Here is a 26,174-nt window from a genome sequence, read left to right on the forward strand (position 1 = left end):
GGGTTCCTGTAAAGTCTTGTATATCTGATATGTTGGGGCCGGCGGGCATATTGTCAAGCTCCGGTAGCCGCGTGTTTGCTAAATCCTGCGGCTTGACGCTTGTATTAGCGCCCGGTTAGCCCTATATCTGCTCTATCTATTAACTTAGGGTTTAACCTTAAATCTGGTTCAGTCTCTACCCTATTAACTGACAGGCCCTGTTATGACTCGTCATTATGATTATCTTGCTATTGGTGCCGGTAGCGGCGGTATCGCCTCAGCCAACCGCGCCGCCCAACGCGGCGCTAAAGCAGCCGTTATTGAAGCCAAAGCCGTAGGTGGTACCTGTGTTAATGTCGGCTGCGTCCCGAAAAAGGTAATGTGGTACGGTGCCCATATTGCTGAAGCGGTAAAATATAGCCCCAGCTATGGTTTTAACCTAGAACAGCAAGGCTTTGCCTGGGACACACTGGTCAAAAACCGTGAAGCCTATATTGAGCGTATTCATGGCGCCTATCAGCGTGGTTTTGCCAGTAATGGCGTGGAACTGATCCAGGGCTTTGCCCGTTTTGTCGACCACAGAACAGTGGAAGTCAATGGTGAGCACATTACCGCCGATCATATCACTATTGCCGTTGGCGGCCGCCCGACCAAACCTGATATTCCGGGAGCTGAGCTGGGGATCGACTCCGACGGCTTTTTTGCCCTGACGCAACAACCTACCAAAGCAGTCGTCGTCGGTGCCGGCTATATCGCGGTAGAAATTGCCGGTGTGTTGCATGCCCTTGGCACTGAAACGCATTTATTGGTGCGGGGCGATCGGCCACTACGCAGCTTTGATCGCGATATTACTGACGCCCTGCTCAGCCGGATGCAGCAGGATGAACTGCAATTGCATACCGAAGCCGAAGTGGCGAAAGTAGAAGCCGCCGGCGAAGGCCGGCTAACGGTTTATCTGAAAAATGGCAGTATCCTGTTTAATGTCGATTGTCTGATCTGGGCCATTGGCCGCGAACCGGCAACCGATCAGCTTAACCTTGCCGCCGCTGGCGTGATGGCTGATAGCAAAGGCTATATCCGCACCGATGCCTATCAAAATACCAATGTACCTGGCATTTATGCTGTGGGTGATATTACCGGTGAAGCTCAGCTTACCCCGGTTGCCGTAAAAGCCGGCCGTATGCTGGCCGAGCGCTTATTTAATCCGGCTATGCCGGATGCGAAAATGGACTATTCGCTGATCCCCACTATCGTCTTTAGTCACCCGCCCATCGGCACTATCGGCTTAACCGAAGCCGAAGCCGTAGAAAAATACGGCAAAGAGCAGATCAAAGTGTATCGTTCCAGCTTTGCGGCCATGTACAACGCCATTACCCCGCACCGCGCCCTCAGTACCTTTAAACTGGTGTGCTTAGGCGCAGAAGAAAAAGTTATTGGCTTGCATGGCATTGGCGAAGGCATGGACGAAGTGCTGCAGGGCTTTGCCGTTGCCATTAAAATGGGCGCCACCAAGGCTGACTTTGATGCCACCGTCGCGCTGCATCCGACTTCGGCGGAAGAGTTTGTTACCATGCGTTAGTACAACGACGCCGGCTGTAGTGCGGCCGGCATCTGACTTTCACAGACTTTTTTCACAGAATCACTGGCAAGCCCGGCTGAGTCTGGTTACAGTAACCTTACTGTAATTTGTTTAGGCTGGGCATGGACAAAAAGTCAGCACCTGTTAGTTCCTCTATCGAACAGTTGTTCGGCCCATTGGCCGAACTGGCGCGGCATTTACCCTGCTTTTTATATCAGTTAAAACAAACCCCAGATCAAAAGTTCCATTATGTTTATGCCTCGGAAAATACCGAAGCCCTATTTGGTATTCCGGCGCAGGCTATTATGCAGGATGCCAGCCTGCTGCTTGACCGTATCCACCCGGCCGATGCCGAGCGGGTGTATCAAACGTCGGCCGAATGTGCGGCCCAACTTAAGCCCTGGCATGCCGAGCTGCGGATTATTCGCCCTGATGAGCGGATCGTCTGGTTAGAGGCCTTTGATTTTCCCAAAGTCTTGCCAGACGGCAGCATATTATTTAGTGGCTTTGCCAATGATGTCAGCCAGCGCAAAAATGCCGAGCAAAAATTACGGCAAAGTGAGGCCGAGTTCCGGGCACTGGTTGAAAGCGCCCGCGATATCATTTTTACCTTAACGCCTGATGGTTGCTTAACCTACGTCTCACCAAGCTGGCAGGACATTTTGGGTCATCATCCGACTGAGGTGATGGGCAACACCTTTGATCATTTTGTACATCAGGACGATCTGGCGCGCTGCTTTGCCTTTATGCAAAGCTTGCTGCTAACTGCCACCAAACAAGGCAGTATTGAATACCGGATCTTCCATAAAAATGGCCAGTTATGTTGGCATACATCTACTGCGGCACCGATCTTTGATGCTGAGGGGCATTTGCTCAAATACGTCGGCGTTGCCAGAGACATTACCGAACAAAAACAACAACATCTCGAGCTTGCCAAACAAGCCTTTTATGACCCCCTGACCGGTTTAGCCAACCGGACGCTGTTTTATAAAATGCTGGAACAACAGCTGGCCTTGTGTCAGTTACGCGGCGATACTCTGGCGTTATTATTTATCGATTTAGACCGTTTTAAACCGGTTAACGATTGCTATGGCCATGCGGTGGGTGATTTGGTATTACAGCAGGTGGCACAGCGCTTACACAACAGTACCCGCGCCGCCGATCTTAGCGGGCGCTTAAGCGGTGACGAATTTGTCGTGGTACTCACCGGCTTTATCAGCAGCCAGCCGTTACCGGCACAGGTGCTGCCGCTGGCGGAACGGATTCAGCAACAAATCAGCGAACCTTATTCCGTTGCTGGTTTAACGGTCGATATCTCCTGCAGTATCGGTATTGCCCTGTTTCCGCAGGACAGTCGTGAACAACCGCAATTGCTGCATCTGGCGGATATTGCCATGTACCAGGCCAAGAAACGCCATGCTGGTCAGGCCGTATGCTTTTATCAGCCGACAAACAGTAATTTACCTTAAATTCAGACATTTCTTAAAAAAGCCTTGCCCCGATTTTTTCTCAGCTATGCTGAAAGTGCCAGTCACAAAGAACGGGGTGATTTATGAAAAAACCTGCTTTACTTGCACTGTCTATCGCTTGTATGAGCTGCTTTAGCAGCATGGCCGAGGTAAAGATTTCCGGCTTTGCTACGGTCGCCGGCGGTAAGGTGCTATCAGGAGATGGTTTAGACGGTGCGGACCCAAGCTTTCTAGCCAACTATCCCTTAGTTGCCGTATATGAAGAAGATTGGAGTTTTAAACCGGAAACCCGGATGGGCTTACAGTTAAGTGCCGATCTGTTAGAGGGCTTATCCGTTACCGGCCAGATTGTCTCCCGCGGTGCCGATGATTTTGATGCCAAATTTGAGTGGGCATATTTGTCTTACCGGCTGAACGACCACTGGACTTTGCAAGCCGGTAAAAAGCGCTTGCCACTGTATTACTATTCGGACTTTTTTGATGTGGGTTACGCCTACCTTTGGTTAAGGCCGCCAGCAGATAATTATACCTGGCAGATTTTTAATTATGATGGCATCAATGCGCTTTTTAACTACCAGCTAGGGAGTTGGGATTTAAGCGGTAATCTGTATTATGGCCGTGAAGATGATAAGCGGAATAAACTGTTATCTGACTATTTCTTTGGTGTGCAAACCCGCGAGATCTGGAAGGATATTACCGGGCTGGTGCTCAACTTTAACCGTGACTGGCTGGATATCCGCCTAACCTACATGACCTACGTTAATGAGCGCTTCTTTATTGAAAATGGCGTTAGTACTCCCGCGTCCTGGGGCAGTCGCCGCGGGCGTTTTTATGGCTCGTCTTTTAACATCGATTACAATAATCTGATCGTGCTAACCGAGCTTAACCGGCTGGATCTGGCCGGAGAAAATTTCGATACCTATATGGTGTCGTTCGGCTATCGCGTCAATCAAATCACGCCCTTTCTGTCCTATGCAGACTTCGATAGCGAAGGCGAACGGCACCACACCACCAGTGCCGGCTTACGTTACGATTTTCACAAGTCGGCTGCCTTTAAATTGCAGTTTGATCGGGTGAAAGACAAAGGCACTCCGGGCTACGAAGTCGCAGGAGACAGCAATGCTATTACCCTTGGTGTCGATTTAGTATTTTAAGGAGCCGGCCATGTTGAAATTTAGTCTTGCGATCATGTTATGTTGGCTGACAGCCAGCAGCTTTGCCGCAGTTCAGGTGATAGTGCACCCTTCTAATAGCGCGAACATTAGCAAAGATGACGTGAACCGTCTCTATACCGGTCGGGCTTCCAGCTTCCCGGGCGGTGGTCAGGCAGTGCCAATTAATCTGGTCGAAACCCATAAGACCCGTAATGACTTTGATGAAAAAGCACTGGGGCGCAGCTCCAGCCAGATCAAAGCACATTGGTCAAAATTAGTATTTACCGGCAAGGGTACGCCGCCAAAAGAAGTGGACTCCGATGCGGAGGTGCTGGAGCTGGTCGCCAATAACCCGAATATTATTGGTTATGTCAGCAAAGGTGCAGCAACGGATAAAGTGAAGGTCGTATTGGAAATTGACTAAAAAAAGCGCCGGCAATTGCCGGCGCTCTGATTTAGTTAGCCGATATGCACTTTACTGCTTGGCCATCTGGCGCTGGAACTGAGCAATATCCGTTACCAATTGCTGATTTGGCAAGCTGGCGAAGGGTTGCTCGCGGAAGCTGGTACCACGCATTTGCACCGATAAGCGGGCGGCCTGCGGGTTAAGCAGCGTTTGCTGGTAGAAATCCTGCACATCCTTTAAGGTTACCTGCTCCACAGCCGCAATCAGTTGCTGCTTGGAATCGAAGTCAAAGCGCTCGCGATACCAGTCACTGACTAAAGGTCCCATTTCTTCCTGCAGATTTTTTGGTGGCTCGTTCAGACTAATCAGCAAGCTTTGCTTTAAGGTAGCAAATTGCTCCGGCGTGACCTGTTGCAGGGTTTGCCAATACTGCTGTTTAAATTCCTCAAAGCGCTGCTGCATATCAGCCGGGCCCTTGACCGGGGTCTGAATGTACAAACCAAAACCGGTGTAATCGTTCAGATCAATCGCCGTACCACCCACAGCGTAAGCTAATTGCTCTTCGGTACGTAGCTTGTCAAACGCCTGATTGGAGAAGTGCGAAGCCAGCACACTGGCCGCTGCCCGGCTTGCCATCCCTTTAACCGGATGTACATGCATATCCACTAAGGCCACGTCTGTGACATCAATATCACGCTGCAGGGTAATCACATCACCCGGCTTGGGTAACCAGAACGGGCTTTGCGTGTAAGGCGTTACGGTACGATCAGCCGGTAAGGCGGCCTGTAACTTACTGACCAGAGTTTGCACATCCTGCTTATCGTAATTACCAAAAGCAAACACCCGTACCTGATTTTGCTGCAGTGTACTGGCGATAAATTGCTGCAGATCTGCCGCCGTCATCGCCTGAGCTGTCGCAATTAACTGCTCCGGATTATAGCTGCCGCCACGATACAGGCTGTTAAAGGCCCAGAATGCCTGACGGAATGGTACCTGCCGGGTTTGGTTTGCCAGGCCACGCACATAGCGGTCAACCGCCTGCGCATAACCGTCCGCCGTGATCTTCGGTGTTAAACCGGCTAATAACTGCTCCAGCAACAGCGGCTGCTTATCGGTAAAGCCGTCCAGGTTTAAAATCAGACCATTACCATCATTTAACCAAACATCCATGCCGGCAGCACTGGCTTCGGTGCGTAACGCACTTTGCTCCAGGCTATACAAATCACGCCACAGCGCAAAGGCAACCCGGGCTTTAATATCCTGCTGTGCCGCCGGGCTGTTCAGCACGATATCCAGCCGGCCCTTAGGTTGGTCGGCAAACGCCTGGCTTGGATATAACCAGGCCTTAATGCCTTGCTGCTCGACAACCAGCTCAGGTTTTTGCTGCGTGCTACGGGCTTTGATGGCGAAGCTTTCCGGTAGTAAGCGGTTGACCATCGGCAGGTTCAACGCCACCAACGGTTGTTGCCAGGCGGCTTTTTCTTCGGCAGTGATATCAACGATTTTATATTTACCGACATGGCGGATCAGCTCACTGTCATGCGGCTCCTGCTTGCTGATATACCACACCCGCAGATTGGCCGGTGTCAGCTGGGTTAACACATCGTTGATGGCCTGTGCATCAAAACGTTCGTAAATATAGGGCGCTGCCACCACATGTTTTACCGGCAGCTTTAACATCGCGGCGGTTAAACCGGCAACGTAGCCAAAACCATCGGTTTTCTCAAGAAACTGGAACTGATTGGCCAGGCTGGTTTTGATCTCGTTATAGTATTTGCTATCGACACCCTGCTGCTTAATCAGATCCAGATACTGCATCACCACCGCTGTGATGGCTTCCCGCTGCTGCATACCGGCATCAGTCAGGTTCATATCTATCGCCAGGGTACCGTAGTTACCATAGAGATCCGGGGTCACCGACACATTAAAGCTGGAAACCAGGCCCGCCGCTTTTAGCTGAGCGGCGGCAGTACCCGGCATTTCAGAACGTAATAAATACGCAATAAATTCATTGGGTTTAACGGCATACTGATCGCTGTTGTCACGGATGGTAAAATCTAACCGCAGTTGTTTCACATCCTGATTTGGCACATAGTGAATGCGCTTCGCACCAAACAGACTATTATCCAGTTCTGCTGTTACCTTTGGGATCTCAATATCTTTATTAACGATTTCACCAAAATGCTTACGCGCCAGCAGCTCCATCTCAGCCAGTGGCAAATTACTAATCAGCGCCAGCTTCATATTATTGGCCGAGTAGTACTTATCAAAATAGGCCAGCATTTCATCATGCAGCTTACTACCAGGCTTGTCGCTCAGACTTTCCAGGCTGCCCGCCAGAAAACGGTTTGACGGGTGCTCGCCAAACATCCGGCGCATCAGCTCAAACTGCGCCAGGAAATCCTGTTCACGGCGCATCGATTGCTCGGCATTGACGGCGTTGCGCTCTTTATCTGAATACTCAGGATAGAATTTCGGACTTTTAAAGAAGTCAGAAAAACGATCTAAGGCCTCATCAAAGGCCTGATTGTTGATCTGCAGCATATAGTTGGTGATATCAAGCCAGGTATAGGCATTGGCGGCACCGTTGTGCTGACTGACAAAGTTGCTGTATTCCGCCGGATCCGGGTAGCGTTCAGTACCCATAAACAGCATATGCTCCAGATAATGCGCCAGGCCCTGCTGTGTCATCGGGTCTTGCAACATGCCGGCACCGACACTCAGCGACACCGCTGAATTCTCAGTGGTTGGATCCGATACCAGGATCACCTCAATTTTATTCGGCAGGGTCAGGGTTTTATACTGGCGTTGATCGTTAGGGCTAACCAGAATCGCGGTAGCTTGTTGTTGCTCGACAACGGTTCCTTGTGACACCGGTTGTTGCTGAGCACAGCCAGTGATTACAGCTAAAGCTACTGCACTGACAATAAAGAGTTTTTTCATTTTGCGGATCCTTCTACCGAAAAAATGTAAAAAATACGTAGCCTGATACTAACGAAAACGCTAATAACACGCCAGTCTGAGCGGTAGCGGATTTGTAAGAAAATATGTCACAAGGGCGGCAGCGCTAAGCTGCAGGAGCACCATTGCCGTTCAGCAAGCCGTCCGGCAATGGTGTATCGAGGATGGAGGGGTGGTTAGAAACTTAAGCGTAAACCCAGTACCAACTGTCGTCCCGGCAGAGGCGCGTCTTCCTTAATAAAGGAGCTGTGCACAAAGCCCAGGCGATTGGTCAGGTTTTGCACCTTGGCAAAGGCCATCACTTCCTGTTGCTGCCAGTCGAAGTAATAGTTCAAGCCCGCTTCCAGTAGGGTGTAGCCCGCGGTCGCGCTTTCATTTTCGGCCAGCCGGTTTTGTTTACCATAGTGCGTTAGCCCCAGCTGACCGGCCCAGTTATCCGCCCGGTATTCATATTCAGCACCCAGCCGGAATGAGGGTACCCGCGGCAGATAGCCACCACTGCGCAGTCGTGCTACTACGGTATCACCCAGCACCGTTAACTGATGTTCAGGTGTCAACTGCCAGCTGATACTGGCTTCTGCGCCATGCAAGCGCGCATCTTGCTGTTGATACTGATAGGCAGCAAAGCCGGCGATCTGAAAGCCCAGGTTAGCTAAAAACGCATAATTATCGATTTGATTATAGAACAGGTTGATATTGGCCCGGACATCGGCAAACTGACCGCGCCAACCTAAATCCAGATTGTTGGCACGCTCGGCAGTCGCCAGTGCAGCATCATGCAGAATACTGGCCCCCGAGCTTTCTGCTGCAACCTGATAAGCCACACCAATTTCATAAGAGCGGGTACCAATATGAATGCCGTTGGCATACAGCTCATTGGCAGCCGGTGCCCGCTCCGCCTGGCTGTAAGATAGCGTCAGCTGCTGCTCACTTTGTAGTTGGTAAACCGCACCGACAGACCAGCTAAACAGATTAAACTGCTGTCGCAGATCTCGGCTGCCGTTATCATCGGTCAGCTCATACGCCTGATGGGTTAAACGCTCAAACCGGCTACCAAACTCCAGCTTCACCGGGCCAAAGCGTTTTTCATGCAACATAAAAAGGGCATGACTGTCGGTGTCAGTGTTCGGGGTAAAGGTTTCATCACCAAGCGCCTGGTAATCCCGCAGAATGGCATGATAACCGAAGATGCCGCGCCAACTGGCTGGTAACTCATAAGTTGCCGAGCTGCGCAGCTCCCAGGCTTTACTCAGAAATTCGGTGCCGGCCTCATCATCTTCAAACTCAGCGTGGTCATAGTCAGTAAAAGCCAGATCAAAGTTCAGATTCTGCCAGTTGGATTGCTGCGGCCGATACTCTGAAGCCAGCGCCAGGCGCTGTTGGTTCAGTTTAATATACTCACCTTCTGCCGGCTCGCTGGACGGGCCCTCCGGCAAACCATACTCCGTTTTGATTTTGCCAATACTGACGCCGACAAAGCCCTGCTCTACCACATAACTGCTACCCAGATTCAACACCTGGTGCTCAGACCAGGAATTCTGCAAGCGACGACTGCTATCGCCCTCGTCATTCTGATAGCGCGGCACCCGATAGTCGTTACCTTTGCGGTAGCTACCGTCGGCATGCCAGGCTAGGTTGCCCTGGCCACTGTCATGGGCAAAGCTCAGACTGCGATCCCCCGCTGCGGTACCATAGCGAGTTTGCAGAATCGTTTCACGCTGCACTGGTACCCGCTGCGGAATGCGGTTATCGACCACATTGATCACGCCACCAATAGCGCCACTGCCGTACAGCAGCGTTGCCGGCCCGCGTAACACTTCAATTTGCTGTGCCGTTACTGCATCGGCAGTAATAGTATGATCCGGTCCCTCCCGCGACACATCGCCGGTGCCCATGCCGTTATGCACGACCTGCACCCGTGCACCATCCAGACCGCGAATTACCGGCCTCGATGCCACCGGGCCATAATAATTGGCATGTACGCCCACTTCGTATTTTAGCGTTTCGCCAATACTGACGTCGGTGCGGCGCAGCAGCTCTTCACCGCTTAATACCGAAACCGGACCGGCCATTTCGACCACTTCGCGCTTTAAACCTGAAGCGCGCACTTCAATACGTTCCACTTTAGCAGCAGCCTCTGAAGCAATGGCCTCTGACTGCTCCGCATACGCAACCTGGCTATGTGCCAGCACCGTCACTACGGCTAACGAGATTTTGGCTAGTCTAAACATCACAATTTATTCACCTTCTAAGAGTTGCCGCATACTAAAGTGCAGCGCAATGCGCTGCAAGCTCTGTTCGATTAACACCAGAAAAACCAGGGCTATAAGCTTGTTAGCCGTGCAAGCTGGAGTAAGCGCTAATTTGCGCAAAGTGCTTGGCCCTGAACAATAATGTGATAATATCACATTATTGTTCAGCTCGCAGACCGTACTATGTTGCAACTATCCTCTGAAATCAGCCCTTCATCGCTAATTGAGATCACCTCGGCTCACCTTAGCAACCCTGGGAACGATTTAGATTATGTGGGTATGCAAGGTATTGATTTACCCAGCACGCAATTTCCTATGTTCTCAATTGAATTCAAGCATCAGGACAGCTTGCATCCCCACGATGCAGTTGCCCGGCTTGCAACAGGAGTAAAGATATGACTGCCGAATATCTGAGCCAACGCGCAGAGCAGCATGCCAGGCTGCTCGCCTCGCCAGACGAAGACTATATGAATGAAGAACAACTCGAATTTTTTAAAGGGTATTTACTCGATTTAAAACAACGCACTATGTTGCATATCGATGAACTAAAACAGCAGCTTAGTAGCCCACCAGAGCTTAGTGATGAAGTTGATCGGGCGCAATATGAAGAAGAGTCAAGGCTTAGCCTGCGCATTATGGATCGCGAGCGTAAGCTATTACCAAAAATTGATCAGGCGCTAACGCGCATCGCCCGCAGGGAATTCGGTTACTGCCTGGAAACGGGTGAGCCTATTGGTTTGGCGCGCTTATTTATCAGGCCGGTCTCGGAATACTGCGCCGATGTCAAACTACTGCACGAAGGCGCTGAGAAACATTTTTATGACGAATAACACCCGTTTACCGGTATTTTTACTGACTGGCTTTTTAGGCAGTGGCAAAACCACCTTATTAAACCAGCTGGTAAAACAACCTGAGCTGGCCAGAACCCTGATTATTATTAATGAGTTTGGCACTGTCAGCCTGGATCATTTACTGGTCAGCCATGCCAGTGACGATACGATTATCGAATTGGCCAGCGGCTGCTTATGCTGCACCATCCGTGGCGATCTGGCTAAAACCTTGCGTGATATTCACTGGCGCTTCTCCCGCCAGGGCGAGCGCAGTTTCGATCGGGTGATTATTGAAACCACGGGCCTGGCTGAGCCAGCACCTATTATGCATACCCTGATGACGGATATTACCCTCGCCTCCAAATACCGGCTACAAGGTGTTATTACCACACTCGACACCCTGCATGCTGCCGCAACCCTGGACCGGCATCCGGAATCACAAAAGCAGGTGGCGGTAGCAGATTTGTTGCTACTGACTAAAACCGATTTACAAGCTGAGCCAACACCAGAGCTGACACAGCTTACTGCACGGTTAAAGCAGCTTAATCCGGCCGCTCAGATCAGAACCATCCAGCAAGGCAACTTAGAACCACAAGCGCTGCTGAGTCTTGACCATATTGAACCTCAGCAAAGCACTATCCCGCTGCGGCAATGGCTAAACAGTGCCGCCTTTTCACTGACCAGCCTGAGTGACACTGTGCCGGGGCAACTTGCCAGTCTCAGCGCGCCCAGTGCCACGCTTAGCCAGAATGATCCCAACCGCCATAATGATCATATCAAGGCGCATTGCTTTACGCTGCCACAAGCCATTACACCTGGTCGGCTGGAAGGCTGGCTTAATATCCTGATGCAGTTAATGGGCTCGAATATGCTCAGGGTGAAGGGCATTGTTAATGTCGTGGGGCACTCCGGCCCTGTGGTGATCCATGGGGTGCAACATATCTTTCATCCGGCGGCCTTTTTAACTGCCTGGCCTGACGCTGACCGGCAAACCCGTTTGGTATTTATTACCTATGATATCGAGCGGGAAACACTGGCCAGAACCATAGAAACCTTTTTGCTTTAAGCCCAAGGTGGTGAAACAGCGTGTTTGCCGCTTCCCCCCTCCCTGTTAAGGAGCAATTTGATGGCAAGTGCTTTTCTTAAACAAATACAGCAAAAACATGCCGATCTCTTGATTCGGAATGGACAGCTGGTCACACCGGCCGGCATTATCCAGGCAGATCTGGCGGTGGTTGCCGGCAAGATTGCCGCTATCGGCGCCAGCGGCTGGACCTTTACCGAACAATTGGACGCCACTGGTCTGCACCTATTACCCGGCGCTATCGATACGCAGGTGCATTTTCGTGAACCGGGTTTAACCCATAAAGAAGATATTGCGCACGGCAGTAAGGGCGCTGTGTTGGGCGGCATTACCGGCTTCTTCGAGATGCCGAATACCAATCCACTGACCTTGTCTGCCGCTTGCCTGCAAGCGAAACTCGATATCGCGGCCCAAAACAGCTACTGCAACTATGCCTTTTATATCGGTGGCAGCGCCGCAAATTTGGGGCAATTAGCCCAATTAGAGCAGCTACCGGGCTGTGCCGGTATTAAGGTATTTATGGGAAGCTCCTTTGGCGACTTACTGGCAGAGCAAGATGAACTGCTGTTAAGCATTTTACAGGATGGTAAGCGGCGGGTAGCGATCCATGCCGAAGATGAAGCGCGCTTAAGAACACGCAAGCCGTTAACCGCTAATGATGTTTGTAACCATACGGTCTGGCGCGATAGCGAAAGTGCCTTCCTGGCCACGCAACGGATTGTGGCACTGGCCCAGCAAGCCAGGCGCCCGCTGCATATCCTGCATGTGTCGACCGCGGAGGAAATGCAGTATCTGGCAGCCTTTAAACACTGGCTTACGGTGGAGACCACGCCTCATCATTTGTCACTGGTAGCACCGGATTGCTATCAGCAATTAGGCAGCCTGGCACAGATGAATCCGCCGGTAAGGGAAGCCTGGCATCAAGCTGCGCTGTGGCAGGGGATAAGCGATGGCACTGTCGATATCCTCGGTAGCGATCATGCCCCCCATACACTGGCAGAGAAAGCCAGAAGCTATCCGGATTCTCCCAGCGGTATGACCGGGGTACAAACCCTGCTGCCGATCATGTTGAATCACGTTGCTGCCGGGCGCCTGAGTCTATTAAGATTGGTTGATTTAATCAGCAGCAATCCGGCACGGATCTTTGGTTTAATCGGCAAAGGCCGGCTAGCCGTGGGCTATGATGCCGATTTAACGCTGGTTGATTTAGCGGCACAACGTCAGATCGACAACAGCTGGATTGCCAGTAAAGTCGGTTGGACGCCCTATCATGGTACAAGAGTAACCGGCTGGCCTATTGCTACCCTAATTAACGGCAAACTGGTGATGCACAGTGATCAGGTGCTGGGGCAGCCGCAAGGGCAAGCCTTTCGTTTTGCAGAAACCTTTAAGCAGGAGTTTTGATGAAAAAACATTTTGTACTACCACTACTTAGTGCGGCTGTAATCATTGCCGGTTGCGGCAAAGCCCCCGAACCCAGCCTGTCGCAAAATACCGGTGGCCATCAAAGTACAGCACAGGTTGAATTTCAGGCTGAGCAGTTAAGCCGGCATATCCAACAACTGGCCAGCGATACCTTTTTAGGCCGCCAGCCGGGTACCGAGGGCGAAACTCTTACCGTCGATTATCTGGTACAACAATTCCAACAACTGGGATTACAAGCCGGTAACGACGGCAGTTTTACTCAGGCTGTACCCTATATGCAGGTCACGAATATCGGTCAGCCGCAAGTCCGTTTAACAGGCAGTGCTAATGGCTGGCAACCGCAGGTAGGAACAGATATCGTGGTGAGCTCCCGTACCGGGCAAACAGAGGTAAACCTGAGTGCCAGCGATATTATGTTTGCCGGCTATGGCGTGGTTGCTCCCGAGTATCAATGGCATGATTTCGCGGCACTGGATGCCAAAGGTAAAACGGTTATTGTGCTGGTAAATGATCCAGGCTTTGCCAGTAAAGATCCCGCCTTATTTAAAGGCGAGGAGATGACCTACTATGGCCGCTGGACCTACAAATATGAAGAATGTGCCCGGCAACAAGCCGCAGCCTGTTTAATTGTGCACGATACCGCAGCTGCCGGTTATGGCTTTAATGTGGTGCAAAATATGATGCAGCGCGCCCAATTTGATTTAGCCAATAATCAAAGTGCCAAAACACCGGTGATCGGCTGGCTCTCTACTGAAGGTGCTGAGCAGTTATTCGCCAGCGCCGGTTTAGATTTTCAGGCGCTGAAGACCCGTGCCGCCCAACCAGGTTTTCAGGCGGTCGCCTTGGAAGGCCATCAGCTTAGTGCCAGCATCAAGCTAGATGTGCAGACCGGCAGCTCGAATAACGTGTTAGCTGCCTTACCCGGCAAAAGCCGTGCAGACGAATGGTTAGTGGTAACCGCGCATTGGGATCACCTCGGAGCCATTCCAAAAGAGGATGGGGCGCTAGCGATTTACAATGGCGCCATTGATAACGCCGGTGGGGTTGCCGCCTTGTTAGCTATCGCAGAGCAAGCCGTTGCTCAGGGCGGTTTTGAGCGCTCATTGCTGTTTTTAGTGATCACGCTGGAAGAATCAGGCTTGCTCGGTACCAAGCACTATGTTGCCAATCCCACAGTGCCATTAGCACAGATTGTCGCTAACATTAATATCGATGCCCTACTCCCAGTGCCCGAAACCCGTGATATCTGGATCATCGGTTTAGGACAATCCGAGCTGGATGATGTTGTCAGATCTCAGGCCGCTAAGCAGCAACGGGTGGTGATAGGCAATCCTGAAGTTGAAAAAGGCTTTTTCTACCGTTCAGATCAGTTTGCTTTTGCCCAGGTCGGTATTCCAGGACTCTTTATGGGGCCGGGAACCGACAGCCTGCAGGGTGGAAAAGCGGTAGGTGAAGCGGCTTTGCAAGCCACTCAGGCGCGCTACCATACGCCGGATGATATCTTTACCCCGGATTGGGACTTTGGTGCCCTACTGCAAGACACTCAGCTGCATTATCTGGTGCTAGCAGAGCTGGCCAATAGCGGGCAATGGCCAAGTTGGTCAACGCAAAGTGAGTTTTATCAGCTTGGACAGCAATTAAGACAAACAAGGCAGTAAGCACCTTCCCTTCAACGTCCCCTGCGGCTCACACCGAGTAGTTCCAGCACTGCGACAATTTGTCGCAGTGCTTTACCGCTAAATTTCTCTATCATAACCCCATAGAAAACGGAGTTATTAGATGATTTTAGTCACCTAGGCGCCAACGGCAGCCAATACAAAAGTTGAAACAAAAGTAAAATAGTAATGCATTGTTGCCGGCGTCAGGGCTTCACCTGCTGCATTAACAAAGGGTACGCCCTGCGCCTGAGCAAACACCTTGGCATTCACACCAATAATCACATCAACAGGCAGACCTAAAAGAAAAGCCAAACAGACTCAATAACTAATCTAATTACCCTGTCTTTACTCACCCGCTATTACAAAGAGCTATACAAATCAATGTTGGCGGGATTAAAGCACTGGGCACTGAATTTATCTTACGGCAGCACAATAACCATATTCATCTGGCTGCCAACAAAACAACAAATGTCTACTATTGAACATTTGCTACAGCCAACCTATACTTGGCATAAGTCCCTTATCGCGACGAGGAGCTCCCCATGCGCCTTTCCATCGAAGTTACCCCGGCACAGCATCAGCGCCTGAAAGCCGCCGCAGCCCTGCAAGGTAAATCCATCAAGGACTATGTACTTGAGCGCACACTGCCTAATGGTGATGAAGAAAGCGCCCTGAAAGCGCTGGAAACCTTTCTGGCGCCGCGCATCCAGGCTGCCGAACAGGGCAAGTTTGCCACCCGCACGGTTGACGAGATTTTTGCCGAGGCTGAACGGGAAAAGGGTTAACAACAATGCTGCCCTATGTGCTTACCGCCGACGCAGAACAAGACCTGCTGGAAGTGGCACGTTATACCCTCGACCATTGGGGCAGCGACATGCTGAAACAGTACCGGGACGGCCTTAAAGAGGCCTTCCATGCCATTGCTACCAAAGCGCTACCAGGTAGATCTTTCTCAAGCACTTTCCCTCACCTTTTAGTGGCAAAATACCGATATCACTATATTTTTTATTCAGGGTGCATCCCCCAAACCAGTGATTATCGGCATCATCCATGAACGCCGGGATATTGTGACTCGGCTGAAAGCGCGATTGGGTTAAGATCGCCGTCAGAATGCTGACCGCTCAATGTTATGTCCCTAACAGTGTGAAGCGGAGTCCACCTAACTTAATTCATATCTGCTGCTCCAGTTCCCTTGGCACAGTGATCTGCTACTTGTGGGCGTAGATTTGCACCATTTCCCCTGATTAGTCTGTTTACTCGGTCTTTGCTAAGCCGCTATCGCGAAATCTATTGGCTATAGACTTGCCACTCAGGCAGGTTATAATTGATACACTATAACATTACAAAGCAACGCACAGGCTATTCCATGACCACAGCATTACCTGTAACGGTGTTATCCGGTTTTCTCGGCGCCGGTAAAACCACCTTACTAAACCATATTTTGCATAACCGCGATGGCCTGCGCATTGCGGTTATCGTTAATGATATGAGTGAAATCAATATTGATGCCGCCCAGATCAATAAAGAAATCAGCCTGAACCGTGCCGAAGAAAAGCTGATCGAGATGAGCAATGGCTGTATTTGTTGCACCCTGCGCGAAGATTTATTGCTGGAAATTGGCAAGCTGGCCAAAGCAGGACGCTTTGATTATCTGGTAATTGAGTCGACCGGGATCTCCGAACCACTGCCGATTGCCGAAACCTTTACTTTTGAACATGAAGACGGCAGCCGGCTGTCAGACATCGCCCGGTTGGATACCATGGTGACCGTGGTGGATGCGGTTAACTTTTTAAAGGATTATCAGGAAGCCCGCGATCTGGCCAGTGCCGGGGAAAGCCTGGGTGAAGAGGATGAGCGCAGTATCGCCGACTTGCTGATTGAACAGGTCGAATTTTGTGATGTGCTGGTGATCAGTAAAACCGATTTAGTCGATGCGGCGCAACTGGCGCAATTACAAGCCATCTTAAAATCCCTTAACCCCAGAGCCAAACAACTGCTAGCCGAACAGGGTAAGGTGGCGCTGTCGGAGATTATTAATACTGGCTTATTTGACTTTGAGCAGGCGGCGCAGGCGCCAGGCTGGTTACAGGAGCTGCGCGGTGAGCATACACCAGAAACCGAAGAATATGGCATCAGTAGCTTTAGTTTTGTCGCGCGGCGGCCGTTTCATCCACAGCGTTTCTATGACTTTTTACATCAAGATTGGCCAACCGGCAAATTACTGCGCTCTAAAGGTTATTTTTGGTTAGCCAGTACCCCCGATTACGCCTGGCAATGGCATCAGGCCGGTGGCATTGCCCGCTATGGCATGGCCGGGTTGTTCTGGCAAGCCGTGCCGCGCGACGAGTGGCCAGACGATGCCGAATCGCAGGCAGCGATTTTGGCACAATTTCATGATCCCTTTGGCGATTGCCGGCAGGAACTGGTGTTTATTGGCCAGCAACTCGACCAGGCCGCCCTGCGACAGCAATTGCAGGATGCGCTGCTGACTGATCATGAATTAGCCAAAGGTGCGTCAGAGTGGCAACGGTACGCCAATCCCTTTGCCGGACAGGAGCCCGCCTGATGAGCCAGCTGATGGCCAACAACACAAAAAGCAGCGTGCCTTTGCAATTTACCCCTGAGCCCGCTTTACTGCCGGCGCGGCAACAGCTGTCCTCTTCAGTTGAGGTACTGACAGAGATTTTTAGTGCGGATGTCAATCTGGCGGTATGGCAACGCTCTCTGGCTCCGGCAGTGGCAAGCTATAGCCAGCAACTGCTGTCGTTGCTGCGGTTGCCGCTGCAACACTTTATCAGCCCGGAACAGCTGCCGGATTACCTGCAACCGGCATTGCCGGATGCGCCGGGTAAGGAAGACTTTATCGCCGATCTGACGCTGATAGCGCAGATGTTTGCCTGTTTGATGGAGTGCCAACAGCTCGGTCTGCGCCTCAAAGTATTAAACCAGGCAATGTGTCCGCGCTTTCATACCGATCATCTGTGCTGTCGCCTGGTTACCACCTACCACGGTCCGGCTACGGAATGGCATGCCGGCGCCCTTACTGACAACAACGCCCGGGTGCAGCAGCTACAGCAGGCTGATGTCGCACTGCTTAAAGGCAGTGGCTGGGAAAATATGGCCACCTATGCCATTAGCCATCGCTCGCCGGCACTGGCTGAACCACGCCTGCTACTGACACTGGATCCGGTTTGGCAAGACTGATCACGTTAACCTGATTTTCATGATCCGCCTCGCTGAAAGCTCTATACTGGTCGTTCACTTGACCAGATAGGCAGCGCAGCATGTTTCTACGAAAGTTGGCAGTCTCGCTCTGTGTACTGCTAAGCATTATCCTGCTGCAGGCAGGCATGGCGTTTTGGGCGCAGCAAAATTCCGAGTTCCATACTGAACGCAACCGGGTTGCCAACCAGATGCTGGCCGAATTTATTTCGCTGAGGGCAGATAAACAGCGGCTAAAAGTCTGGCTGGCCGAATATCTGCTAACAGACGACGCCAATACCCAATTTCGCGATACCCTGTTCAACCGGATGCAGCAGCAACTGAGCACTTTGGAGCAGCTGGCCATTCGCGATCAGCTGTATCACAGTCAGGAAGCAGACTTACAACACACTATGCAACAGGTTAAGGTGATTTCACTGTTGCAAACCAATCTGCAAACTCTGGAGCAGGCGCTGAAAACCCGCGAAATTGCCCGCTACAAAGATGATGCCGAACGTTGGACAGCGCTAATCAGTTTATTTGATAAAATCCAGGACACCGATTTGGCAGAATTGCTGCAACAAGCCATAGTCGGACAACGCCAGCGGGCCCAAAGCACCGAAAGCGATGCCCTGAGTGCAGTACAAAGTGTCAAACGCACCACCATTTTAATTAGTCTGCTGGGGTTGGTACTGGCGATTATGCTGGGTTTTTATCTGGCGCGCGCGCTAAGCCGGCCGCTGCAATCGTTACTGGATGGCACGAAACAGCTGCAGCAGGGGCATTTTGAATACCGCATTGCTGAGCAGGGCCCGGGCGAATTTGCTGAACTGGCGCGCCAGTTTAATCTGATGTCCGGCTATATTGCGGACTATGCCAAACGCGAAAAGCAAAGCCAGCTGGCGGCCGAGCAACTGGTTGCCGAACGCACCAGTCAGTTACAGCAGGCCCTGGACCAGTTACATCAGGCCGAGTACCGGCAAAAGCAACTGCTGGCGGACATTAGCCATGAGCTGAGAACACCGGCGACCAGTATTCAGGGCGAGGCCGAAATCAGCTTACGCGGTCAGCCGAAAAGCACCAGCGACTATCAGGACGCCTTTAGCCGGATCCTCAGTGCCAGCCAGCAACTTAGCCGCCGGATTGACGACTTACTGCTGCTGGCTCGCGGTGAGGATCGCCTGCGTCAGGTACAGCTGCATACCAAACCGCTGGCACAGTTTATTCAGCAAAGTATCAGCACGATACAGCAATGGTTACCCGCCGCTGTGCCACTGCATACTGATATTTCAGGTCGTACGGCCGACCCACTTTACCTGTTGGTCGATGACGAAAAATTTTCTGCCGTGCTACGTATTATTGTCGATAACGCCCGGCAATATGCCAAAGATAGTCCGGCGCTGAATCTGAAGCTCTATGCTACTGAGACCGAGTTACAGCTGACGCTGGCGGATCAGGGTATCGGGATCCAGCCGGATGAAATCGCCCAAGTCTTTGCCCGACACTACCGCAGCTCTGCTGCCCGGCAGGCCAGGCCGGATGGCCTGGGTATCGGCCTTTGTATTGCCAAAGATATTATGGAAGCTCATGATGGCAGCATCCGCCTGTCAGCGAACCAACCGCGTGGTACCTGCGTAACGCTAACCTTACCGCTGTTTCCGGGAGTGAATGATGAAGATTCTGATCGTTGAGGATGATGATAAGGTTGCCGCTTTTCTGGCCCGTGGCCTGAAGGCTGAGGGCTATCTGACGCAGGTAATTACTAACGGTCGGGATGTGTTGGAGGCTGTACGTCAGTTCGAGCCGGATATTATCGTGCTGGACCGGATGCTGCCGCAGGTGGATGGCCTGACGCTGTGCCAGCAATTGCGCAGCCAGCAAGTTAATGCCCGCATCCTGATGCTATCGGCGTTATCGGAAGTTGAAGAGCGGGTAAAGGGCCTACGCTGTGGCGCAGATGACTACCTCGGCAAGCCGTTTCATTTCGAGGAATTATTAGCCCGGATTGAAAGCCTGGCAAAACGGGGCTTAAGCCCGGTACAAAGCCGTCAGCTACAGGTTGCCGATTTACTGTTAGATTTAGACACCATGCGAGTGCAGCGGGCCGGCCGTGATTTACTGCTTACCGCCAAAGAGCTGGCGATCCTGGAGCTGCTGATGGCCAATAGCGGTAAAGTTTACAGCCGCGAGCGGATCCTGACCAATGTTTGGGGGCTGAACGAAGATCCGCTGACCAATATCGTGGATGTGTATATGGCCCGGCTGCGCAAAAAAGTGGACGAGCACCATCCGCAAAAACTGTTACACACCCGCCGCGGTCTGGGCTATTGCCTGCAGGCCGAGTAAACCTTAGGGCGTGTTGACGTTTGCTGCAAAAACAAGCAGCAAACGTCAACACGCCCTAGCCATTTGCTGTCTCGGGCTGTGGTCTTTTCGGACGAAAAAAGGCTGGTAAGCAGAGGCGCCTTACCAGCCAAAAGCCATGATGGGAACTCAGGAGGGGATGTTGTTGCCTTTAGTTTGCGCTAAAAGGCAGGGAGGAATGGTGTAACACGATCCGCAACGCACCCTGGTCATCTTTTTTAAAGCCCCAGGTTTTGTCGACAGTGGTCACCTCGCCGGCCGCATTGGTCAGCATCACATGCCCCATCGTCAACGCCAGATCGCCGTTAATATGCACCGCAGCATTGCGGAACTGATAACCTTGCCAGCCTTTCAGGGCAAAACCACTGTCATCGGCAAAGGCACTGTTACCGCCGACAAAGTACGCCAGGGCGCCATCGTAACTGGTGCGGAAAGTCTGCTCACCGCTGGTCAGCGTCGGTTTAAACAATACCGGGCCCAGGTTATAGCCATAAGCGGCATCCAGTACCTCGCGCGCCCGGCTGGTAGCCTGGTCACGACCACCTTGCTGATAAGCCTGACTAATACTGATCAGCGCCTCACCCCAGGCCTGCTGTGCGGCCTGCAGTTCAGCTTCGGTAATGACATTTTTATAACCGGGTGCCGCCTGCACTGCGGCGGCCAGTAAAAAACTGGCAGTAAAGAATGATAATTTTGCTGTTTTCATCGTTTTACCTTTTTAGTCAGGCCCGACTCCGCAGGCACCAAGTTTGTTGTTAACTGCTGTGCATATTAAAGCGCTGCGATGAACAAAACGGCCTGACTAAGATGAATAAGCCACAGTGTTTAGATTAAATTAACCTGAAAATCCAGCGATGCTTGTGCAAATGAAATCCGGCAAAGGCTGACAACAGCGTAACTGTTAGGATAAAGCGCAAATAAAAAAGCCGCTGCAGTTGCAGCGGCCAAACCCACCAGGAAGTTAGGGTGTTAATTAATGGTCGTGATGATCATCTGCCGGCTCAGCAATACCCAGCCACGTAATGCGGTGTGGTGTAAAGTTTAGCTGTTTGCGGCTTTTGATTTCTGCATCATGCACATCCACCGTAATCAGCTCTTTACGGATTGGATCGGTGATATAAACTTTGTCATCGGCCGCCGAAATCGCTAATTGGAAACGGGCCCCTGCCGGTAACAGGCTCAGATCAGCGTTCGATACTGCAACTTTAGCCGCATAGGTAAAGGCACTTTGGCCGGCATGGGCATGACCATGGTAGTTAAAAATGGTCAGTTGCCCGGTGTTATCCAGCAGGACAAACTTCTCGGCACCGTCTGCAAAGCCATAGCCCCAGATCGCATTAGCAGTACCTGGCTGCCAATCCAGCTTTTCCATTTTGGCATCTTCAGCATCAATCGCGAACACCTGAGCACCCGCTAAACCAATAAAATGCTCTGCGGCTTTGTCGCCGGCCAGGGTGCCAATACGCAGCGTACCGGTAAAGTCAGCGGTATTCGCCAGCTTACTGGCCGTAAAGGTATTGCCATTCTGTTCAATCAGCAGTACACCATCCGAGCAACCAAAGGCCACAAAATCATGATTCTGTGCGCTGCCATGTAAGTTAGGACAGTTTTCGGCAAAGACTTGTTCCTGATCGAAATGATCACCATGACGTTTATACAGTGCCACCTGACTTGGCAGGGTGGTGCTGCTGTTTACATCGCGCAGGGTACTGATTAAAAACTCACCCCGCGCCTGTGCCGCACCATGCTGGTGAGTCGTTAGCGTTAATGTCGGGTAATCAGTGCGATCTTCACCGATATCGGCGTCGGTTAACACCGCGACACTGGCAGGCGCGCCTGTTGCGGCATTACCATCAAAAAACACCGCCAGCTGGCCCGGCCCCTGCTGAAAGTGCGTTGGTCTGACGCCCGTTAACTGAAACGGCATAAAACGTGGCGCTTCCTGATAATCATGTAGATGGTCGACATGGTCTTCCTGCCATAAACCACCATCAATAAAGTTCACCAGATCCTGGGTACGTTGTACCACAGCTGCATAGCGGTAATCGCCACTGGCATAAAGATCACTGGGTGTCGCACTGACCATAAAGGTGTTCAGTTCGGTTTTAGCGGGTAACTCTAAGATTTGCACGAAAGGGTTATCAATCGCGGTTAACACTAACCGGCCTACCGGATTCACCTTATCATGGTCATGATCATGCCCCGGCCGCTCAATAACAATCGGCTCCTGCTCGTTAATATTAATTGTCGTATCTCCACAAGCCGCAAGCAAAGCTGCGGCTACGGCCACGGCAACAGTCCGGGTCGGTGTTAGATAACGCATAGTGTCTTCCTCTGATACTCGAGCCCTGTCGCCAGGGCGCCTAATTGTTGATTAAAGTTAGAATGAACCTCTAAGGCCAATAGCAAAGCTACGACCTGGGAGTGGTGTGATGTCACGTAAGAAGGAGGTATGAACCAGCGCCAGCTCATCGGTCAGGTTCTGCGCTTTCAGATACGCAACCAGATCCTGCGAACCTAAGTTAAAGCGATAGCTCACACTGGCATCAACCAGGGTGTACCCCGCAGAAGCCTGCTCGAATTCAGCGGTTTTATCCTGCCGGAAGTAACGGCTGATACTGAGATCAGCATCAAAATGATTACCCTGATACGCTAGCTCGGTCATCAAACGCATTGGTGGTGTGCGTGGTAACTCACCACCAGCGCGCAGCCGGGCCCGAATATAGTCGCCCTGAATGGTCAGCCGATACGGTGCGCTGATTTGCCAGATAAACTGAGCTTCAAAGCCGTGCAAATCAACGTCTTCGTTAACGTACAGATAAACCGGCAATTCACCGCCATGGTCGTGGCCACCATGATCATGATCGCCATGGTCATGACCATCATGCTCATCCTCGTGCTGGTGGCTATATTCGGCAAATAAGCCGGTGTTACGTTGATAGAAGTAATTATCAACCCGGTTGTAGAAGGCATTTAGTACTAAACCAAAATCACCACCAAACTTGCGGAACGTCAGGTCCAGATTGCGTGATTTTTCTAATTCAAAGCCGTCCCGGTTTAACTCAAAGCCATCCCGATCGGCATTGAGACGGAATAACGAGCCGATTTCATAACTACGAGTCCCCAGGTGAGGACCAAAGGAGAACAACTCAGCCGCACTCGGCGCCCGCTCAGCCTGGGATAAGGATAAACCAAGGTTATATCCCTCAGCAAAGTCCCAGACCACACCGGCAGATAAACTGACTGGCGTGTATTTATTCTCGACACCAAACACACGGATGATCTCAACACCGCCATGATCATGGTCATGATCGTGGTCGTGATGGTCATCGTCATGGCCATGAATGTCCAGTTCCGGCAGCAGCACCCGGTCAGCGCTAATCTTTACCCGTTCAGCGCGGGCGCCCAGCTGCAACAATACCGGGCCAAAATGACGCTCAGCCATCCAACCCAAGGCCAACATGGTAGATTCAGATGGTGGCGTAAAGGCCTCGCTGCCAACCGCCTCGAAATCGCTGAATTTATAGTGCAGACTCAGGCCGCCTTTCCAGTCGTATACCGGCTGGTGGAATAACTCGAAACGGGCTTCGTGACTCTTGTTGCGGAACACCGTACTGACAAAACCGTCTTCAATCTCAGCATGCTGATAATCGGTATAGGCCAGACGACTATTCAGCTGACGTAGCCAGGGATTGTCAAAAAACAGCTCGCTTTGTAGCTGCAGCCGATCCTGCTTTTTATCGGCATAGACCAGCTCTTCGTCATGCTCAGCGTGATCTTCTTCGCCACCATGGCTATGACCAGGGATACCATATTCCCGCTCTAAACGACCGTATGACAGCCCGACAAAGCCATTATCTAACAAGCGACTGCCACCAACGGTAAAGCCTTTGCTGGTGCTGAAGGTGTTCGCAATGCGACGACCGTGCTCATCATGCTCATCAGCATGGTCGTGATCATGATCGTGCTCGTCCTGGCGGTGCATCCAATCGTGCGGTGCCTTGTAATTAATGCTGTCGCGCCAGAAACCATCCAGATAAACCGCATAGTCCTGATTACCATTAACCAGTGAGCCGGCAACCAGTTTTGCCGAGTCGACGCTTTGTAGCTCGGTGAGCCACTCAGCACGTGGTGTACTGTCTGTAGGGATCCTATCATCGACTACGTTAACCACACCACCAATAGCGCCACTGCCGTAAAACAAAGTCGCGGGGCCGCGCAATACTTCAATTTGGGTTGCGGTACTGGTTTCTGTTGCCACACTGTGATCCGGGCCGATGCGAGAGGCATCACCGGCATCAAGGCCGTTTTGCATAATCAGTACCCGCGGGCCATCAAGACCACGGATAATCGGGCTGCTGGTAACGCCGCCATGGAAATTCGAATGCACACCAACTTCTTTACGTAGCGTATCGCCCAGCGAGGTAGTTTGTTGCATCTTTAACCGATCACCTACTAACACGCTGACTGGCAGGGCGGATTCTGTTACTGAGGCATGTAACGGGCTGGCCGTAACATCAATAATTTCAAAGCTGCTTGGCGTCAGCTGCAGTTCCACATCAGTTAACCCGGCTGCCGGAACAGATAATTTCACGTTGCTGTGACCAAAACGACGGGCCGCCAGATGTAACTCTACCTCCCGCACCGGCACATTGCGCAATGTAAAGCGGCCAAATTCGTCAGTGCGTGTTTTGGCCGCGGCGCCAATAACATCGACTTCTGCATTGGCAACGGGCTGCCCTTTAGGATCTTTCACTACACCGCTAATGGTATTGGCTTGTACTGCGGCGCTATGCAAGGCTGCTGCTATGGTTAGGGCTATCGCACTCTGCTTGATCATTGGTCCTTAACTCCAGGATTCGCTCAAAATGTTATATCGTAACAATATACAACTTTTGTGATGATATAACAATGCAGGGGATTAATGATGTGCGTTTAACAGATGTAAAACTTCGATAAACACCATACCGACTGCTACACAGGAGATTTGCAAACCCAGGACTCTGATATTTACCGGCCGCTGCAATCTGGGCAATAAATCGAATAATGCAATGTAAATAAAACCACCGGCCGTAATAGCCAACAAGGTTGCTACCGGCAAAGTTAGGATCTGGCCCAAACTCAACACCAAAGCGGCACCGATAAAAACTGTGCTCGCCGCCAGCAAATTCAAGCCAACTGCCTTTTTCAAACTCGCGCCCGCCGCCACTAAAATGGCGGTATCACTTATTTCCTGGGGCAGTTCATGCAGTAGAATCGCCAGCGTCGTCGCCCAACCCAAGGCCGGATCCAACAGAAAACTGGTTGCAATCAGCGCGCCGTCAATCAGATTATGCAGGGCATCAACACTCAGGCTTACCCAACCAAAGCTGGCCATTGCTGGTGGATAAGCGCGATGAAAAACGCGATGCTGCCAATTGAGTCCCCGCTCGAAAATAAAGAATACGCCCAGCCCCACCGCCAGCCAGCTTAGAACGGGCCAGACCGTCGCCGAACTGGCAAGGGCTTCAGGTAATAAATGAAAAAGCGCATCAGCAAGCAATACGCCGATTGCCACCGCTAACAACCAGGGGATAACGCTGTGCAACAGGCTACCGAATAAACGCAGCAACAAGCCACCACTTAGCGATACCAAACAAACCATGAAACAGGCAAAGACGATCTGCAGCATAAGACACCAAATTGTGATAATATAACATTTCACTTGCTAGTGTAGTCGATGCGGCTACCTGACACAAATTATTAATGATAACTATTTGCATTTACAAAAAGCTGCGCTATACTCACTGCAATGGATTAAGAGCCGGTCATG

The 26,174-nt window shown here is 51.4% G+C and carries 22 protein-coding genes; 15 read left to right on the forward strand and 7 right to left on the reverse strand.

What is annotated here, in order from left to right; translation table 11 throughout:
• The first annotated feature begins 202 nt into the window (after positions 1 to 202).
• From gorA to H1D31_RS15065, 4 genes are all read left to right on the forward strand, one after another.
• A complete protein-coding gene (gene gorA, locus H1D31_RS15050) occupies positions 203 to 1,558 on the forward strand; it encodes a glutathione-disulfide reductase (RefSeq protein WP_261259635.1) in 1,356 nt (451 codons plus the stop codon).
• Positions 1,559 to 1,680: 122 nt separating this feature from the next.
• Positions 1,681 to 3,027 carry a sensor domain-containing diguanylate cyclase gene (locus H1D31_RS15055; RefSeq protein ID WP_261259637.1) on the forward strand — a complete coding sequence of 449 codons (1,347 nt, stop codon included), beginning with the start codon at positions 1,681 to 1,683 and terminating at the stop codon, positions 3,025 to 3,027.
• Positions 3,028 to 3,110: 83 nt separating this feature from the next.
• Positions 3,111 to 4,181 (forward strand): porin, encoded by a 1,071-nt coding sequence (locus H1D31_RS15060; protein WP_261259639.1) that lies wholly within the window; start codon positions 3,111 to 3,113, stop codon positions 4,179 to 4,181.
• Positions 4,182 to 4,191: 10 nt separating this feature from the next.
• Positions 4,192 to 4,605, forward strand: a complete 414-nt coding sequence (locus H1D31_RS15065) for a phosphate ABC transporter substrate-binding protein (RefSeq protein WP_261259641.1) — start codon at positions 4,192 to 4,194, stop codon at positions 4,603 to 4,605.
• 51 nt (positions 4,606 to 4,656) lie between these two features.
• Here H1D31_RS15065 and H1D31_RS15070 read toward each other — a convergent pair whose 3' ends face one another.
• Together H1D31_RS15070 and H1D31_RS15075 are read right to left on the reverse strand one after the other, a co-directional pair.
• A complete protein-coding gene (locus H1D31_RS15070; RefSeq protein WP_261259642.1) occupies positions 4,657 to 7,530 on the reverse strand; it encodes an insulinase family protein in 2,874 nt (957 codons plus the stop codon).
• A gap of 194 nt (positions 7,531 to 7,724) precedes the next feature.
• Entirely contained in the window at positions 7,725 to 9,779 is a 2,055-nt protein-coding gene (locus H1D31_RS15075; protein ID WP_261260100.1) for a TonB-dependent receptor, read from the reverse strand.
• Between the two features lie 204 nt (positions 9,780 to 9,983).
• Between H1D31_RS15075 and H1D31_RS15080 the strand changes: the two genes are divergently transcribed.
• Genes H1D31_RS15080 through H1D31_RS15100 form a run of 5 tightly spaced genes read left to right on the forward strand, consistent with a single transcriptional unit; the run spans position 9,984 to position 14,797 of the window.
• The gene (locus H1D31_RS15080; protein ID WP_138984207.1) at positions 9,984 to 10,199 is read left to right on the forward strand and encodes a hypothetical protein; all 216 of its coding nucleotides are present in this window, start codon (positions 9,984 to 9,986) and stop codon (positions 10,197 to 10,199) included.
• A complete protein-coding gene (locus H1D31_RS15085; protein ID WP_261259643.1) occupies positions 10,196 to 10,630 on the forward strand; it encodes a TraR/DksA C4-type zinc finger protein in 435 nt (144 codons plus the stop codon). The genes H1D31_RS15080 and H1D31_RS15085 overlap by 4 nt, the downstream gene beginning before the upstream one ends.
• Positions 10,620 to 11,696 carry a CobW family GTP-binding protein gene (locus H1D31_RS15090; protein WP_261259644.1) on the forward strand — a complete coding sequence of 359 codons (1,077 nt, stop codon included), beginning with the start codon at positions 10,620 to 10,622 and terminating at the stop codon, positions 11,694 to 11,696. The genes H1D31_RS15085 and H1D31_RS15090 overlap by 11 nt, the downstream gene beginning before the upstream one ends.
• Before the next feature lie 60 nt (positions 11,697 to 11,756).
• Positions 11,757 to 13,118, forward strand: coding sequence for a dihydroorotase (locus H1D31_RS15095; protein WP_261259645.1), 1,362 nt, complete (start codon positions 11,757 to 11,759; stop codon positions 13,116 to 13,118).
• Complete coding sequence (locus tag H1D31_RS15100; RefSeq protein WP_261259646.1) at positions 13,118 to 14,797, forward strand: M28 family peptidase; 1,680 nt, start codon at positions 13,118 to 13,120, stop codon at positions 14,795 to 14,797. Before H1D31_RS15095 ends, H1D31_RS15100 begins: the two co-directional genes overlap by 1 nt.
• Before the next feature lie 135 nt (positions 14,798 to 14,932).
• Here H1D31_RS15100 and H1D31_RS15105 read toward each other — a convergent pair whose 3' ends face one another.
• Positions 14,933 to 15,109: a hypothetical protein gene (locus H1D31_RS15105; protein ID WP_008606657.1), complete on the reverse strand. Its 177-nt coding sequence runs from the start codon at positions 15,107 to 15,109 to the stop codon at positions 14,933 to 14,935.
• A gap of 230 nt (positions 15,110 to 15,339) precedes the next feature.
• Between H1D31_RS15105 and H1D31_RS15110 the strand changes: the two genes are divergently transcribed.
• The 6 genes from H1D31_RS15110 (at position 15,340) to H1D31_RS15135 (ending at position 20,344) form a co-directional block, all read left to right on the forward strand.
• Positions 15,340 to 15,582: a DUF1778 domain-containing protein gene (locus H1D31_RS15110; RefSeq protein ID WP_008606656.1), complete on the forward strand. Its 243-nt coding sequence runs from the start codon at positions 15,340 to 15,342 to the stop codon at positions 15,580 to 15,582.
• A gap of 5 nt (positions 15,583 to 15,587) precedes the next feature.
• On the forward strand, positions 15,588 to 15,851 hold the full coding sequence (locus H1D31_RS15115) for a type II toxin-antitoxin system RelE/ParE family toxin (RefSeq protein ID WP_261259647.1): 264 nt from the start codon (positions 15,588 to 15,590) through the stop codon (positions 15,849 to 15,851).
• A gap of 312 nt (positions 15,852 to 16,163) precedes the next feature.
• Positions 16,164 to 17,363 (forward strand): zinc metallochaperone GTPase ZigA, encoded by a 1,200-nt coding sequence (zigA, locus tag H1D31_RS15120; RefSeq protein WP_261259649.1) that lies wholly within the window; start codon positions 16,164 to 16,166, stop codon positions 17,361 to 17,363.
• Complete coding sequence (locus H1D31_RS15125; protein WP_261259650.1) at positions 17,363 to 18,001, forward strand: DUF1826 domain-containing protein; 639 nt, start codon at positions 17,363 to 17,365, stop codon at positions 17,999 to 18,001. The genes zigA and H1D31_RS15125 overlap by 1 nt, the downstream gene beginning before the upstream one ends.
• 80 nt (positions 18,002 to 18,081) lie before the next feature.
• Positions 18,082 to 19,689: a sensor histidine kinase gene (locus H1D31_RS15130; protein ID WP_261259651.1), complete on the forward strand. Its 1,608-nt coding sequence runs from the start codon at positions 18,082 to 18,084 to the stop codon at positions 19,687 to 19,689.
• Positions 19,670 to 20,344 carry a response regulator transcription factor gene (locus tag H1D31_RS15135; protein ID WP_008606651.1) on the forward strand — a complete coding sequence of 225 codons (675 nt, stop codon included), beginning with the start codon at positions 19,670 to 19,672 and terminating at the stop codon, positions 20,342 to 20,344. Before H1D31_RS15130 ends, H1D31_RS15135 begins: the two co-directional genes overlap by 20 nt.
• A 169-nt stretch (positions 20,345 to 20,513) precedes the next feature.
• Here the strand turns inward: H1D31_RS15135 and H1D31_RS15140 are convergent, their stop codons facing one another.
• From H1D31_RS15140 to H1D31_RS15155, 4 genes are all read right to left on the reverse strand, one after another.
• Complete coding sequence (locus H1D31_RS15140; protein ID WP_261259652.1) at positions 20,514 to 21,068, reverse strand: phosphoribosyl-AMP cyclohydrolase; 555 nt, start codon at positions 21,066 to 21,068, stop codon at positions 20,514 to 20,516.
• Between the two features lie 267 nt (positions 21,069 to 21,335).
• Positions 21,336 to 22,685 (reverse strand): 5-methyltetrahydrofolate--homocysteine methyltransferase, encoded by a 1,350-nt coding sequence (locus H1D31_RS15145; protein WP_261259653.1) that lies wholly within the window; start codon positions 22,683 to 22,685, stop codon positions 21,336 to 21,338.
• A gap of 57 nt (positions 22,686 to 22,742) precedes the next feature.
• The gene (locus H1D31_RS15150) at positions 22,743 to 25,202 is read right to left on the reverse strand and encodes a TonB-dependent receptor (RefSeq protein WP_261259654.1); all 2,460 of its coding nucleotides are present in this window, start codon (positions 25,200 to 25,202) and stop codon (positions 22,743 to 22,745) included.
• An 81-nt stretch (positions 25,203 to 25,283) separates the two neighbouring features.
• The gene (locus H1D31_RS15155; RefSeq protein ID WP_261259655.1) at positions 25,284 to 26,033 is read right to left on the reverse strand and encodes a ZIP family metal transporter; all 750 of its coding nucleotides are present in this window, start codon (positions 26,031 to 26,033) and stop codon (positions 25,284 to 25,286) included.
• Positions 26,034 to 26,174: the final 141 nt, after the last annotated feature.

This window comes from Alishewanella sp. BS5-314, assembly GCF_025377695.1.
GTDB classification, from domain to species: domain Bacteria; phylum Pseudomonadota; class Gammaproteobacteria; order Enterobacterales; family Alteromonadaceae; genus Alishewanella; species Alishewanella aestuarii.